The organism is Terrabacter sp. RAF57, assembly GCF_052113925.1.
Taxonomy (GTDB): domain Bacteria; phylum Actinomycetota; class Actinomycetes; order Actinomycetales; family Dermatophilaceae; genus Terrabacter.
In genome coordinates, this window is record NZ_JBFRDT010000003.1 from 404,394 (window position 1) to 416,307 (window position 11,914).

General features: G+C 72.9%; 13 protein-coding genes. All 13 read right to left on the reverse strand.

The features are described 5' to 3' along the window. The 13 genes from def to pyrF all read right to left on the reverse strand — a co-directional run bounded on the left by def (window position 1) and on the right by pyrF (window position 11,909). Window positions 1–546 carry a peptide deformylase gene (def, locus tag AB4Y83_RS06875; RefSeq protein WP_020144002.1) on the reverse strand — a complete coding sequence of 182 codons (546 nt, stop codon included), beginning with the start codon at window positions 544–546 and terminating at the stop codon, window positions 1–3. Window positions 547–585: 39 nt separating this feature from the next. After that, window positions 586–1,956 carry an MFS transporter gene (locus AB4Y83_RS06880; protein WP_442273672.1) on the reverse strand — a complete coding sequence of 457 codons (1,371 nt, stop codon included), beginning with the start codon at window positions 1,954–1,956 and terminating at the stop codon, window positions 586–588. Then, on the reverse strand, window positions 1,953–2,489 hold the full coding sequence (locus AB4Y83_RS06885) for an ArsR/SmtB family transcription factor (RefSeq protein WP_442296388.1): 537 nt from the start codon (window positions 2,487–2,489) through the stop codon (window positions 1,953–1,955). The genes AB4Y83_RS06880 and AB4Y83_RS06885 overlap by 4 nt, the downstream gene beginning before the upstream one ends. Window positions 2,490–2,568: 79 nt before the next feature. After that, window positions 2,569–3,111 carry a dihydrofolate reductase family protein gene (locus AB4Y83_RS06890; protein WP_442296389.1) on the reverse strand — a complete coding sequence of 181 codons (543 nt, stop codon included), beginning with the start codon at window positions 3,109–3,111 and terminating at the stop codon, window positions 2,569–2,571. A gap of 50 nt (window positions 3,112–3,161) precedes the next feature. Beyond that, a complete protein-coding gene (locus AB4Y83_RS06895; RefSeq protein ID WP_442296390.1) occupies window positions 3,162–4,430 on the reverse strand; it encodes a saccharopine dehydrogenase family protein in 1,269 nt (422 codons plus the stop codon). A 55-nt stretch (window positions 4,431–4,485) separates the two neighbouring features. After that, a complete protein-coding gene (locus AB4Y83_RS06900) occupies window positions 4,486–6,522 on the reverse strand; it encodes a primosomal protein N' (RefSeq protein WP_442296391.1) in 2,037 nt (678 codons plus the stop codon). Between the two features lie 16 nt (window positions 6,523–6,538). Then, the gene (gene metK / locus AB4Y83_RS06905; RefSeq protein WP_056776501.1) at window positions 6,539–7,762 is read right to left on the reverse strand and encodes a methionine adenosyltransferase; all 1,224 of its coding nucleotides are present in this window, start codon (window positions 7,760–7,762) and stop codon (window positions 6,539–6,541) included. 94 nt (window positions 7,763–7,856) lie between these two features. Then, window positions 7,857–9,095, reverse strand: a complete 1,239-nt coding sequence (coaBC, locus tag AB4Y83_RS06910; protein ID WP_442273677.1) for a bifunctional phosphopantothenoylcysteine decarboxylase/phosphopantothenate--cysteine ligase CoaBC — start codon at window positions 9,093–9,095, stop codon at window positions 7,857–7,859. Between the two features lie 26 nt (window positions 9,096–9,121). Beyond that, window positions 9,122–9,385, reverse strand: coding sequence for a DNA-directed RNA polymerase subunit omega (gene rpoZ / locus AB4Y83_RS06915; RefSeq protein ID WP_020143994.1), 264 nt, complete (start codon window positions 9,383–9,385; stop codon window positions 9,122–9,124). Between the two features lie 101 nt (window positions 9,386–9,486). Further along, the gene (gene gmk / locus AB4Y83_RS06920; RefSeq protein ID WP_442273678.1) at window positions 9,487–10,107 is read right to left on the reverse strand and encodes a guanylate kinase; all 621 of its coding nucleotides are present in this window, start codon (window positions 10,105–10,107) and stop codon (window positions 9,487–9,489) included. Continuing rightward, the gene (gene mihF, locus AB4Y83_RS06925) at window positions 10,107–10,424 is read right to left on the reverse strand and encodes an integration host factor, actinobacterial type (protein WP_020143992.1); all 318 of its coding nucleotides are present in this window, start codon (window positions 10,422–10,424) and stop codon (window positions 10,107–10,109) included. Before mihF ends, gmk begins: the two co-directional genes overlap by 1 nt. A gap of 189 nt (window positions 10,425–10,613) precedes the next feature. Beyond that, on the reverse strand, window positions 10,614–11,000 hold the full coding sequence (locus tag AB4Y83_RS06930; RefSeq protein ID WP_442273679.1) for a hypothetical protein: 387 nt from the start codon (window positions 10,998–11,000) through the stop codon (window positions 10,614–10,616). 66 nt (window positions 11,001–11,066) lie between these two features. Then, on the reverse strand, window positions 11,067–11,909 hold the full coding sequence (gene pyrF, locus AB4Y83_RS06935) for an orotidine-5'-phosphate decarboxylase (RefSeq protein WP_442273680.1): 843 nt from the start codon (window positions 11,907–11,909) through the stop codon (window positions 11,067–11,069). Window positions 11,910–11,914: the final 5 nt, after the last annotated feature.

The window sequence follows — 11,914 nt, forward strand, 5'->3', positions numbered from 1 at the left end:
TCACATCGCCCGGCCGAAGGTCGAGTGCGGGCTGATCCGCACCTCGGGTGGGTCCTCGGCGAACCACTCCGCCGCACGGATGGCCCGCATCGCCTCACGGCGCGCCTCGGGGTCGAGCCGGTCGAGGAAGAGGATGCCGTCGAGGTGGTCGGTCTCGTGCTGGACGCAGCGGGCGAGCAGCTGCGTGCCCTCGAGCACGACGGGTTCGCCCCACATGTTCTGCCCCTTGGCCACGACCGACAGGGCCCGCTTGGTGTCGAACGCCAGACCGGGGATCGAGAGGCACCCCTCGGGACCGTCCTGCTCGTCGTCGGAGAGGTCGAGGACGGGGTTGACGAGGTGGCCGAGCACGCCGTCGACCCAGTAGGTGAAGACGCGGAGGCCGACACCGATCTGGGGGGCCGCGAGGCCGGCGCCGGGGGCGTCGAGCATCGTGTCCTCGAGGTCCTTGACGAGCACGCGCAGCTGCTTGTCGAAGTCGGTGACCTCGGCGGCGGCGGTCCGCAGGACCGGGTCACCGAAGAGTCGGATGTCCTTGATCGACACAGGTCTCCAGGGGTCGGGAAGGCGTGGGGCGCCGCCAGTCTAGGACCGCGAGGGCTCGTCGGCCGCCGCACCGGTGGCGTCACGGGTCGCGTCACGCGTCGCGTCACCTGTCGCGTCACGCGTCGCGTCACGGGTCGCGTCAACGGTCGCCACGCCCCCCGCGGGTCCGACCGCGGCTGGGTCCTCACTGCTGCGCCCCAGCTCACGCACGGACCGGGACAGCAGGGCGGAGAGGGAGACGACGACGTAGACGCCGGCGCTGACGAGCATCAGCACCTCGGTGTCGACGGTCGTCGCCAGCCAGCCGTAGAGGAACGTCCCGATGGGGATGGCGACGAACGACCCGAGGGCGTCGTAGCTCGAGACCCGCGAGAGCACCTGGACGGGGACGTGCTCGTGCAGGGCCGTGCTCCACCCGACGCCGAAGACCTCCACCGCGGCCCCGGCGAGGAAGAACCCGATGGCGACGGGCACGATCGCCGGCGCGACGCCCAGGAGCACCATGGGGACGGCGAGCACGCAGATGGCGAGCATCCCGGCGCGCAGGGGGCGCCGCAGCTGCAGCCGCAGCATGACGAGGGTCATCAGGACGGTGCCGACGGCTTCGGCGCTGAGCACGATGCCCCACCCCGCCTCGCCGATCGAGGCCGTCGACTTGGCGATGAGCGGACCGAGCACCCCGATGACGCCGGCGTGGATGGCGTTCGTCAGCCCGAAGGCGAGGACGATGACCCACAGCCACTCGCGGCGGGTGAACTCGCTCCACCCTTCGCGCAGCTCGCGGACCATCGAGTGGCGCGGCGCGCCGGCCTCCTGCGACCGGCGGGGCAGACCGACGCGCGTCAGGCAGACGATGGCGACGGCATACGTCAGGGCGTCGACGGCGAGGGCCCAGCCGGGCCCGACGCCGACGACGAGCAGGCCGGCGACCGCCGGTCCGATGATGGACAGGCCGCTGCGGCTGAAGGACAGCAGGGCGTTGGCCTGCTGGAGCCGGGAGCGGTCGACGACGAGGGGGACGATGCCCATCATCGCGGGCATGGTGAACGCCGACACGGCGCCGTTGACGCCCTCGATGACGGTTAGCTGGGTCAGGGTCGCGTCGCCGCTGATGATGAGGTACGCCGCGAGCGCCTGGGTCAGGCAGGTCAGGACGTGCGAGACCTGAAGCACGACGATCCGCGAGAAGCGGTCGGCGACGACGCCACCGACGAGGAGGAAGACGACCATGGTCAGGGTGCGCACGCCGAGCACCTGCGCGAGCGCCGCCGCCGACTGGTCGATGTGGAGCACGGCGAAGGCCAGGGCGACGGGCACCATGACGGAACCCGCCGTCGACACCGTGCGCGCCGTGAAGTACCACGCGAACCTGCTGTCGGACAGGGCTCCCAGCGACTCCCGGACCTTCATGAGCTCTCCCTCCCGTCCCGGAGCCGGAACGCGGCCACGGACAGGGCGGCTCGGACGGTGCCCTCGGTGCGCGGCGGGCGGGCCGAGGCGTGCAGCAGGGCGCTCGCCTCGTCGACGAGCGCGGTGACCTTCTCCCAGACCTCCGGCTCGACCCAGAGGTCGGCGTCGGTGAAACGGCTCGGCGCGCCGGGAGCGAGCTCGAGGTAGCGCCGCGGGATCATCTCGGCGAACACGCGCACGTAGGCGAGCCGGTCCTCGTCACGAGTGCCCGGCGGACGCACGACCGGCGCGTCCCACGGGTGGCGATACTTCTTGGCCTTGCCGCCGCGCACGGTCTCCTCCCCTGCCACCTCGAGCAGGCCCGCCGCGTGCAGCAGGCGCAGGTGGTAGCTGGCGTTGGCCTGGGTGACGTCGAGCTCGCGCGCGACCTGGGCGGCGCTCAGGTCGGCGCCGGTCAGCAGCGAGAGCATCTGCAGCCGCAGCGGGTGGGCCGTGGCGCGCAGGTCGCTGATCCGCTCTTCCTCCAAAGACATGTTTGGGAGTATGCCGTCCGGCCGGGTCAACCGTCAAGCATTCCTTTGGAGGTCGTTCCCTGACGTGGGTCGGAAGACGTCAGCCCTGACCGTAGGCCAGATGCACGACGCCGCTGTCGTAGGCCTCGGTCTCGAGCAGGCGCAGTCCCGAGACGGCCTCGTCGGTGAAGAGCCGCTCCCCCGCGCCGAGGACGACGGGGAAGACGAAGAGGTGCAGGCCGTCGACGAGCCCGTCCCGCAGCATGGCCCGGACGAGCGTGCCGCTGCCGCTGACGTAGAGCGAGCCCTCGACCTCGTCGCGGAGCGAGCGGAGGGCGTCCGCGTCGTACGGGCCGATGACGCGGGAGTTGTTCCAGTCGGGGTCGCGCAGCGTCGAGGAGACGACGTTCTTGCGGGCACCGTTGAAGAAGGCCGCTCCGGGGTCGTCGTCGTCGCTGCGCGCCGACCAGGCCGGGGCGAACATCTCGTACGTGCGCCGCCCGAGGAGCAGCTCGGATCCCGGGCCGGTGAGCCGCGCGATGGCCTCGCCCATCCTCGGGTCGAAGGGGAACTCGGCCGTCCAGCTCGGGCTCTCGTACACCCCGTCGAGAGAGATGAACTCGTGGACCTCGATGCGTCCCATGTGGTGCCTCCTGTCAGTCGGTGCCGGTCGGTCGTGCTCTTCGGTGGTGCTCAGCCGTTCGGCTGGTCGTCGCGCTCGACGTCGAAGGTGAAGCCCTGGGCCCGCAGCCGCTCGACGAGGACCTCGCCGAGGGCCGTGGCGGGCGTGCAGACACCGGCACGGCGCGGCAGGCCCTCGTCGAGCGCCAGGGCGAGCGCGGTCTGTCCGAACATGACCGCCGTGCCGCCGTAGCCCGGGTCGTAGTCGGCGCCGACCCGCGTGCGGTAGCGCGCACCCGTCGTCGTCGTGGAGCGGATCTCGAGGCGGAAGCGTCCGGCGGCCTGCGCCTCGGGGCTCGGGCCCTCGCCCGGCTTGGGCAGGAAGCGGTCGATGACGGCCCGCGCCGGACGGAACGCCATACCGGCCACGACGCCGCCGAGTCCGACCGCCATCCCGCCGGCCAGGACCGGCGACATCGGGCCCGAGCCGAAGTCGGTCGCCTCGCGGTAGCGCAGGTCCCGACCGTAGGACCAGTCGGTCAGGGTGTTCGACAGTCGCACGATCCGGGTGTTGAACGACGCCATGACGAACGGCCCGGTCCATCGTCCCGTCGACGGGTTGCGGTCGACGGGCACGAGCCGGCGCAGCCGGCCGAGGACACCGCTGGGAGCCCGGCGACCCGAGGACGGCTCCTCCGAGCGTCGGGGGCTCAACGCGTACGAGTCGCCGAGCACGCGACGGGCGTCGGCGTCGGCACGAGCCGTGATCGCCTGCTGGCGGACGGAGTCGATGGTGCCGCCCGAAAAGCCACCCCTGAGGGACCGGACGAGCAGCGTCGTCTCGGCGAGCGTGCCCTCGCCGTCCGCGGCCACGCGCTGGGCCGTCGTCAGGACGCCGAGGTCGGAGGGGATGGAGTCGAAGCCGCACGCGTGCACGACGGCGGCGCCGGTCTCGCGGGCCCGGGCGTCCAGCTCGTCGAGGGACCACCGCACGAAGAGCACCTCACCGGTGAGGTCGGCGTAGTGCGTCCCCGACGCGGCGCAGGCCCGCGCCACCTCCTTGCCGTACGTCGCGTACGGGCCGACCGTCGTGGCGAGCACGCGCGTGCGCCCGGCGAGGGAGCGGAGGGCGGGAGCGTCCGTCGCGTCCACGGCCACGAGCTCCCAGGAGGCCGCGGCCCGCCCGAGCTCGACGCGCAGCGCCTCGAGCTTGGGACGCGACCGGCCCGCCAGAGCGATCCGCACGTCAGGCCCCGCATGGGCGGCGAGGTGGGCGGCGGTCAGTGCCCCGACGAAGCCGGTGGCGCCGTAGAGGACGATGTCGAGCTCGCGATCGGGCATGCCGTCACTCTGTCACGGCGGCGTGCCCGTGACGCCTCGGAGACGCGACGGCTGGTCAGAACGTGTCGAGCGGGTCGACCCGCACGGCCACGACGTCCGTCTCCTTGCGAGCCGAACGGAAGGCCTTGAGCGCCAGCAGGGCCCGGGTCAGCGACTCGGTCTGGGAGGCCGGCACGCGGACGAGCACGTGGTGGTCGGCGGCGGCACGTTCGGGCTCCCCGTCAGCCGGGGCACGGCGGGGAGGTGCACCCGCGTGCGAGAGCCGGACCGGGCCGAGCACCTGGGCGACGTCGGGCAGGTCGGCCTGTCCGAGCGCCTCCTCGAGCGGCCGCCGGCCACCGGTCAGCTGGGCCACGCGCACGGCCGGCGGAAGACCCAGCTCACGCCGCTCCGCCAGCTCGCGGGCCGCGAGCCAGGCAGGGTCCCACCGCACGAGCGCCTCGACGGCCGGCAGCGCCACGGCCTCCGGGGCGCCGCTCAGCACCACGGCACGCCCCTCGCGGGCCAGTGCCGCCGCAGCCATCCACCGGCGCACTGCCTCGAGCGGCGCGTCGAGCACCGGCAGGTCGAGGCTCGCCCACGCATCGAGGAGCAGCACGGCGGTGTAGCCGCCGTCGGCGACCGGCTCGGCCCCCGGCGTCGCGATGACGAGGGACGGCTCGCGCCCGACGACGGCGAGCACCTCCCCGGAGCCCGACGTGTGGACCGGGAAACCCGGGAAGGCGCGCCCGATCTCCTCCGCCGTGCGCCGCGCGCCCGTGATCGAGGAACGCAGCCGACGCGAGCCGCAGTGTCCGCACTCGAAGCCGTGGCCGCTCAGCGCCAGGCCGCACCACCGGCAGGCCGGGGCCGTCCCGGAGGCTCCGAGCGCCACCGGCCCTTGGCAGCGCACGCACCGCACCGGCGTGCGGCACTCGGCGCAGCTGAGCGACGGCAGGTAGCCGCGGCGCGGCACCTGGACGAGGACCGGTCCGTCGACGAGGGCGTCCTTGGCGACGCGCCACGCGCGTGAGGGGATGTGGGCCCGGGCCGCCGGGCCGTCGCGCTCCTCGTCGACCCCCTCACCGGCGATGGTGACGCGTGGTGCAGCCGCCCGCACGGTCGCGGCATCGGCCTCGACCGGCACGAGCGCGCCCGCCTCGACGGCCACCTGGACGCGCAGGCTCCGCCCGAACCCTCCGGTGAGCAGGGCGGCGCCGGTCGCGGACGCCCTCAGCCCGAGCACGACGCCCACGTGGTGGTAGGGCGCCCGCGGCTCGGCCAGCAGGTCGTCGCCGTCGTCCCACCACGCGACGAGGCCGAGGTCGTGGACGGGGGCGAAGGCGGCCGCGCGCGTGCCGATGACGACGCGGACGTGGCCGCGGAGCACCTTGAGCCACGCGGTGTAGCGCGCCTGCGGGCCCTGGTCGGAGGTGAGCCGAACGTGGCGCCCCTTGCCGAGCACGGCGGTCAGCGCGGCGTCGAGCCGGTCGACGTCCCGGTGGTCGGGCACGACGACGAGCGCGCCCCGGCCCGCGGCCAGCGCCGTGGCCACGGCGACGGCGAGCGCGGCCGGCCAGTCCGCGTCTCCTGCGCGTCCCGGCAGGGCGGTCCACGCCGCGGCGGGCCCCTCCCCGGAGGCCACCCGACGCAGCCACGCCGGCCCGGCCGGGTAGGCCGCCCACGCGCCGGGGTCGGGTGCTGCGACCTCGTCCTGGGGCGGGCACTCCATCGCGAGGTTGCGCTCGGCCGTGGCGTGGCGCTTGGGCACCGCGAGGCGCAGGACGTCGCTCAGGGTGCCGGCATACCGGTCGGCGACGGCGCGGCAGAGGGCGAGGACCTCGGGGGTCAGCACCGGCTCGGGGCTGACGACCCGGCGCAGCGGCGTCAGCCGGCCGTCGTGCTGCGGCTGGTCCCGGCGCTCGACGACGAAGCCGTCGAGCTCGCGACCCGAGAAGCGCACCCGCACGCGTGCGCCGGGCACGGCGTCGGCATCGAGCTCCTCGGGCACGGCGTACTCGAAGACGCGGTCGAGGTGCGCGAGCGGGGTCTCCACGACGACGGCAGCGACCGGCCGTCCGGCCGGTCGCTGCTTCGTCTCGTCGTCGCCCACGGGGGCGAATCTAGCCTCAGCCGGAGACGGCCGTGCGCAGGGCCTCGATGCGGTCGGTGCGCTCCCACGTGAACGGGTTCTCGACCCCGTCGGCCTTGGTGCGGCCGAAGTGGCCGTAGGCCGCGGTCGGGCGGTAGATCGGGCGCAGCAGGTCGAGCGCGTCGACGATGGCGGCCGGGCGCAGGTCGAAGACGTCGCCGATGGCCTGCTGGATCTTGTCGACCGGGACGGTCTCGGTGCCGAAGGTCTCGATGTAGAGGCCGACCGGCTGCGCCTTGCCGATGGCGTAGGCGACCTGGACCTCGCAGCGACGGGCGAGGCCCGCGGCGACGACGTTCTTGGCGACCCAGCGCATGGCGTAGGCGGCCGAGCGGTCGACCTTGCTCGGGTCCTTGCCCGAGAAGGCACCGCCGCCGTGGCGGGCCATGCCACCGTAGGTGTCGACGATGATCTTGCGACCGGTCAGGCCGGCGTCGCCCATCGGGCCGCCGATCTCGAAGCGACCGGTCGGGTTGATCAGGGCCCGGTAGCTCGACACGTCGAGGTCGGTGCCGCTCTCGCGCAGCTCCGCGAGGACGGGCTCGATGACGTGGGCGCGAATGTCGGGCTCGAGCATGCCCTCGAGCGAGACGTCGGGGGCGTGCTGGGTCGAGAGCACGACGGTGTCGAGGGAGACGGCGCGGTCGCCCTCGTAGGCGATCGTGACCTGCGTCTTGCCATCGGGGCGCAGGTAGGCGAGCTCGTCGCTCTTGCGCACCTGCGTCAGGCGCTCCGAGAGGCGGTGGGCCAGGTGGATCGGCAGCGGCATGAGCTCGGCCGTGTCGTCGCACGCGTAGCCGAACATCAGGCCCTGGTCGCCGGCGCCCTGCTTGTCGAGCAGGTCGTCGACGTCACCCGTGCGGTGCTCGTGCGCCGTGTCGACGCCCTGGGCGATGTCGGGCGACTGTGCACCGATGGAGATCGAGACGCCGCAGGTCCGCCCGTCGAAGCCCTTCTGCGAGCCGTCGTAGCCGACCTCGAGGATGGTCTCGCGCACGATCTTCGGGATCTCGACGTAGGCCGTGGTGGACACCTCGCCGGCGACGTGGACGAGCCCGGTCGTGACCATCGTCTCGACCGCGACGCGCGCCTGCGGGTCGTCGGTGAGCAGCGCGTCGAGGATCGAGTCGCTGATCTGGTCGCAGATCTTGTCCGGGTGTCCCTCGGTGACGGACTCGGACGTGAACAGACGTGCGGACACTTGCTCTCCCTCGGTCGGGTGCGGAGTTGGTGCGGGTGGTTCGGCGGCCCCGGTCCTGCGGATGGCAGGCCATGCTGGGGCGAGAGTCTAGTGCTCAGTCGAGCAGGGGCGAGATGGTGTCCCACAGCGCGGTGGCGACGGTGTCCTTGGAGGTCGGTCCGACCGTCGTCGCCTCCTCGCTGCCGCGGCGGAGCAGGTGCACCGTCGTGTCGTCCTTGCCGAAGGTCAGGCCGGCGCCGACCTCGTTGACGACCTGCAGGTCGCTGCCCTTCCGGGCGAACTTCGCCCGCGCGTGGTCCATGACGCTGCCGTGGGCATCGCCCGTCTCGGCGGCGAAGCTGACGATGAACGGCGTGCCCGTCCCACGGGCGTCGCGCTCCGCGACGAGCCCACGGACGATGTCGGGGTTCTCGACGAGCTCGACCCTCAGGCCGGCGTCGGGGTCGGAGGACTTCTTGATCTTGCTCTCGCTCACGAGCGCCGGGCGGAAGTCGGCCGGAGCCGCGGCCATGACGACGACGTCGGCATCCGACGCCGCCTCCTCGACCGCCCGCTGCAGCTCGAGCGTCGTCTCGACCCGCACGACGTCGATGCCCTCGGGCACCGGGACCGCGACGTTGGCGGCTACGAGGATGACCTTCGCCCCGCGGTCGGCGGCGGCTCGAGCGATGGCCACGCCCTGCTTGCCGGACGAACGGTTCCCGAGGTAGCGCACCGGGTCGAGCGGCTCGCGCGTGCCACCGGCGGACACGACGACGCGGCGGCCCTCGAGGTCGCGCAGCGGCGGCCCGGCCACCGCAGTCCCGTCACCCCAGACGATCGCGAGGCATGCGGCATACAACGCCTCGGGCTCGGGGAGGCGGCCGACGCCGGAGTCCTTGCCCGTGAGGCGACCCACCGCGGGCTCGATGACGTGCGCTCCGCGCGAGCGCAACGTGGCGACGTTGGCCTGCGTGGCCGGGTGCTCCCACATCTCCGTGTGCATGGCCGGCGCGAAGGCCACCGGGCACCGGGCGGTGAGCAGGGTGTTGGTCAGGAGGTCGTCGGCCAGGCCGTGTGCGGCCTTGGCGAGCAGGTCGGCCGTGGCCGGTGCGACGACGACGAGGTCGGCCGACTGGCCGATGCGCACGTGCGGGACCTCGTGCACGGACGTCCACACCTCGGTGCTGACGGGCTTGCCCGAGAGGGCGGACCACGTCGGCGCCCCGACGAACTGGAGCGCCGCCGCGGTGGGCACGACCGTGACGTCGTGCCCGTGCTCGGTGAAGAGCCGGAGCAGCGAGCACGCCTTGTAGGCGGCGATGCCGCCACTCACCCCGAGGACGACGCGCATCGGCTGCTCCGGACCCGTCGGGGTGCTCAGGCCTCGGTGGGCGTCGAGGTCAGCAGGCCCTCGTTGATCTCGCGCAGTGCGATCGACAGCGGCTTCTCGTGGACCTCGGTCTCGACGAGCGGGCCGACGTAGTCGAGCAGGCCCTCCTGCAGCTGGGAGTAGTAGGCGTTGATCTGACGGGCGCGCTTGGCGGAGTAGATGACGAGCGCGTACTTCGAGTCGGCGGCGGTCAGGAGGTCGTCGATCGGCGGGTTGGTGATGCCGATGGGAGCAGCCTGGGTACCGGACACAGTGATCTCGTTTCGTTGGTTTCAGCGGGCTTGAGGTGCGTGCCGCGACGTCGACGGCGGTGCGGTCGTATGCCGTCGGCTGGCACACATCACGTCGGGACTCACCGGTCGGTGCGTCCCGATCTCATCAATGATACGAGTTCTTCGCTGGCCCGACGAACATCGTCGTTGACGATGACCTCGTCGAACTCGCTCTGGGCCGCCATCTCGCCCCGTGCGGTGGACAGGCGACGCTCGCGCTCGGCCTCGTCCTCGGTGCCGCGGCCGACGAGCCGGCGCACCAGCTCGTCCCAGCTCGGCGGTGCGAGGAAGACGAAGAGTGCCTCGGGCCACGTGTCGCGCACCTGGCGCGCGCCCTGCAGGTCGATCTCGAGCAGGGCGTCGCGGCCCTCGCGGATGACACGCTCGACCGGACCCCGCGGCGTGCCGTACTTGGCGGCGCCGTGGACGACGGCGTACTCGAGGAACTGCCCCGCCTCGACCAGACGGTCGAACTCGTGGTCGTCGACGAAGTGGTAGTGCACGCCGTCGACCTCGCCCGGTCGCGGCCGGCGGGTCGTCATCGAGACGGAGAACCAGACGCCCGGGAAGTGCGTGCGCACGTAGGCCGCGATGGTGCCCTTGCCGACCGCGGTGGGGCCGGCGAGCACCGTGAGCCGACCACGCCGGGGGGCAGCTGCGTCGTGCTGGGGCTCCGCGGGCGACGTCGGGTCAGCCGACATCACGGCTTCTCGAAGCGGTGGAGCAGGGCTGCGACCTGGTTGGCCCCGAGCCCACGCACGCGTCGCGACTCGGCGATGCCGACCTCGGCCATGATCGCCTTGGCGCGGACGCGGCCGACGCCGGGCATCGACTCGAGCAGCTCGGTGACCTTCATCTTGCCGATGACCGGGTCGGCCTTGCCGTCCTCGAGGACCTCGGAGAGGGAGCCGCTGGAGTACTTGAGCCGGTTCTTGACCGCTGCTCGCTCCCGACGTGCGGCTGCAGCCTTCTCGAGTGCTGCGGCCCGTTGCTCAGGGGTGAGCGGTGGAAGCGCCACGGTCTTCGGTCTCCTCGCTGCCTGCGGGGAGCGCCCTGCGCCCCCTGCCGTTCTTCACGTCTCGCGTGTTGTCTCCGCCGAACCTAGCGATCCGGCCGTGCGCGCCGCAACGCGGGGGCCGTGCCGGGACGCCGCCCGCTGCCCTCGTGCCGCCCTCCCGCTGCCGTTCAGCCGACGTTCGGACGCTGCTCAGCTGCCGAGGTCGATCCCGCACGTCTCCTTGGCGTGGGTCTCGATCCGCTTGGCCGAGCTCTCGAAACCCTCCATGTGCTTCGTCAGCTCCGTGAGGTCGGGCTTGGCCACCGTGAACTTCGCGACGAGGACCCGCAGCGAGGCCCAGTCGGTCCTGACCTCCTCGGGGGCACTCGCCTCGACCGAGGTGATGGTGGCGACGAAGCGCGCCGCCGCAGCGGGGTCCTTGAGGGTCGCGCCCGCATCCTTCCAGTCTGCCTCGGCGGCCGTCAGGGCGTCGCAGTAGGAACCGGTCGACCCCGACGAGCAGGCCGCGACCGAGGTCGCCGTGAGGAGCAGCGAGAGGGCCACCGAAGGGCCCTTGCGCAAGGCGGTCGTTCGCATCACCACACCGTATGCCGTGTCGTCGGCGACGTCCCGCGACTGCACGATGCGACGTGGTGAGCGGGGTCAGCCCCGCAGCATGTCCTGGACCTGGTTCGTCCGGACCACGAGACGGCTCGGGTCCGGACCGGCGGCGAGGATCTCGCGGCTCGATGACGCGAGCACCTGGCCGCGGGCCGCGCCGAAGGTCGAGGTCAGCGAGTCGACGGTGCCGCCCTGGGCACCGAAGCCCGGGGCGAGCACCGGCGTCGCGGCACTCACGAGGTCGAGCCGGAGGTCGTGCACGGCACTGCCGACCGTGGCACCGATGACGAGTCCGATGCTGCCCAGCTCGCCGCGGCCTCGCGCCGAGGCGTTGTCACCCGCAGCGCCCGCGACGACGGACGCAGCTACGGACCGGCCGTCGCGCACCGCGTGCTGGACGGTCGCGCCTTCGGGGTTCGACGTCAGCGCGAGGACGAAGAGCCCGCGCCCCGTCTGCTCGGCGAGGTCGATCGCGGGGCGGAGGGACTCGTACCCGAGGTACGGGCTGACGGTGAGCGCGTCCGGAGGGGCGACGGCGTCCGGGCCGAGGTAGGCCTCGGCGTAGGCACCCATGGTCGAGCCGATGTCGCCGCGCTTCGCGTCGAGGATCGTCAGCGTTCCGGCCTCGCGCAGGTCGGTCAGCACGCGCTCGAGCACGGCCAGGCCCCGACTGCCGAAGACCTCGAAGAAGGCGGACTGCGGCTTGACGGCGGCGACCCGGCCGGCGAACGCCTCGACGCAGGTCAGGGCGAAGCGCTCCAGGCCGGCGACGTCGTAGGACAGGCCCCACGACTCGACGAGCGCCCGATGGGGGTCGATGCCCACACAGAGCGGGCCGTGGGTCGCCATGGCGTCATGGAGGCGGGCTCCGAAGGGCTGGGTCATCGTTC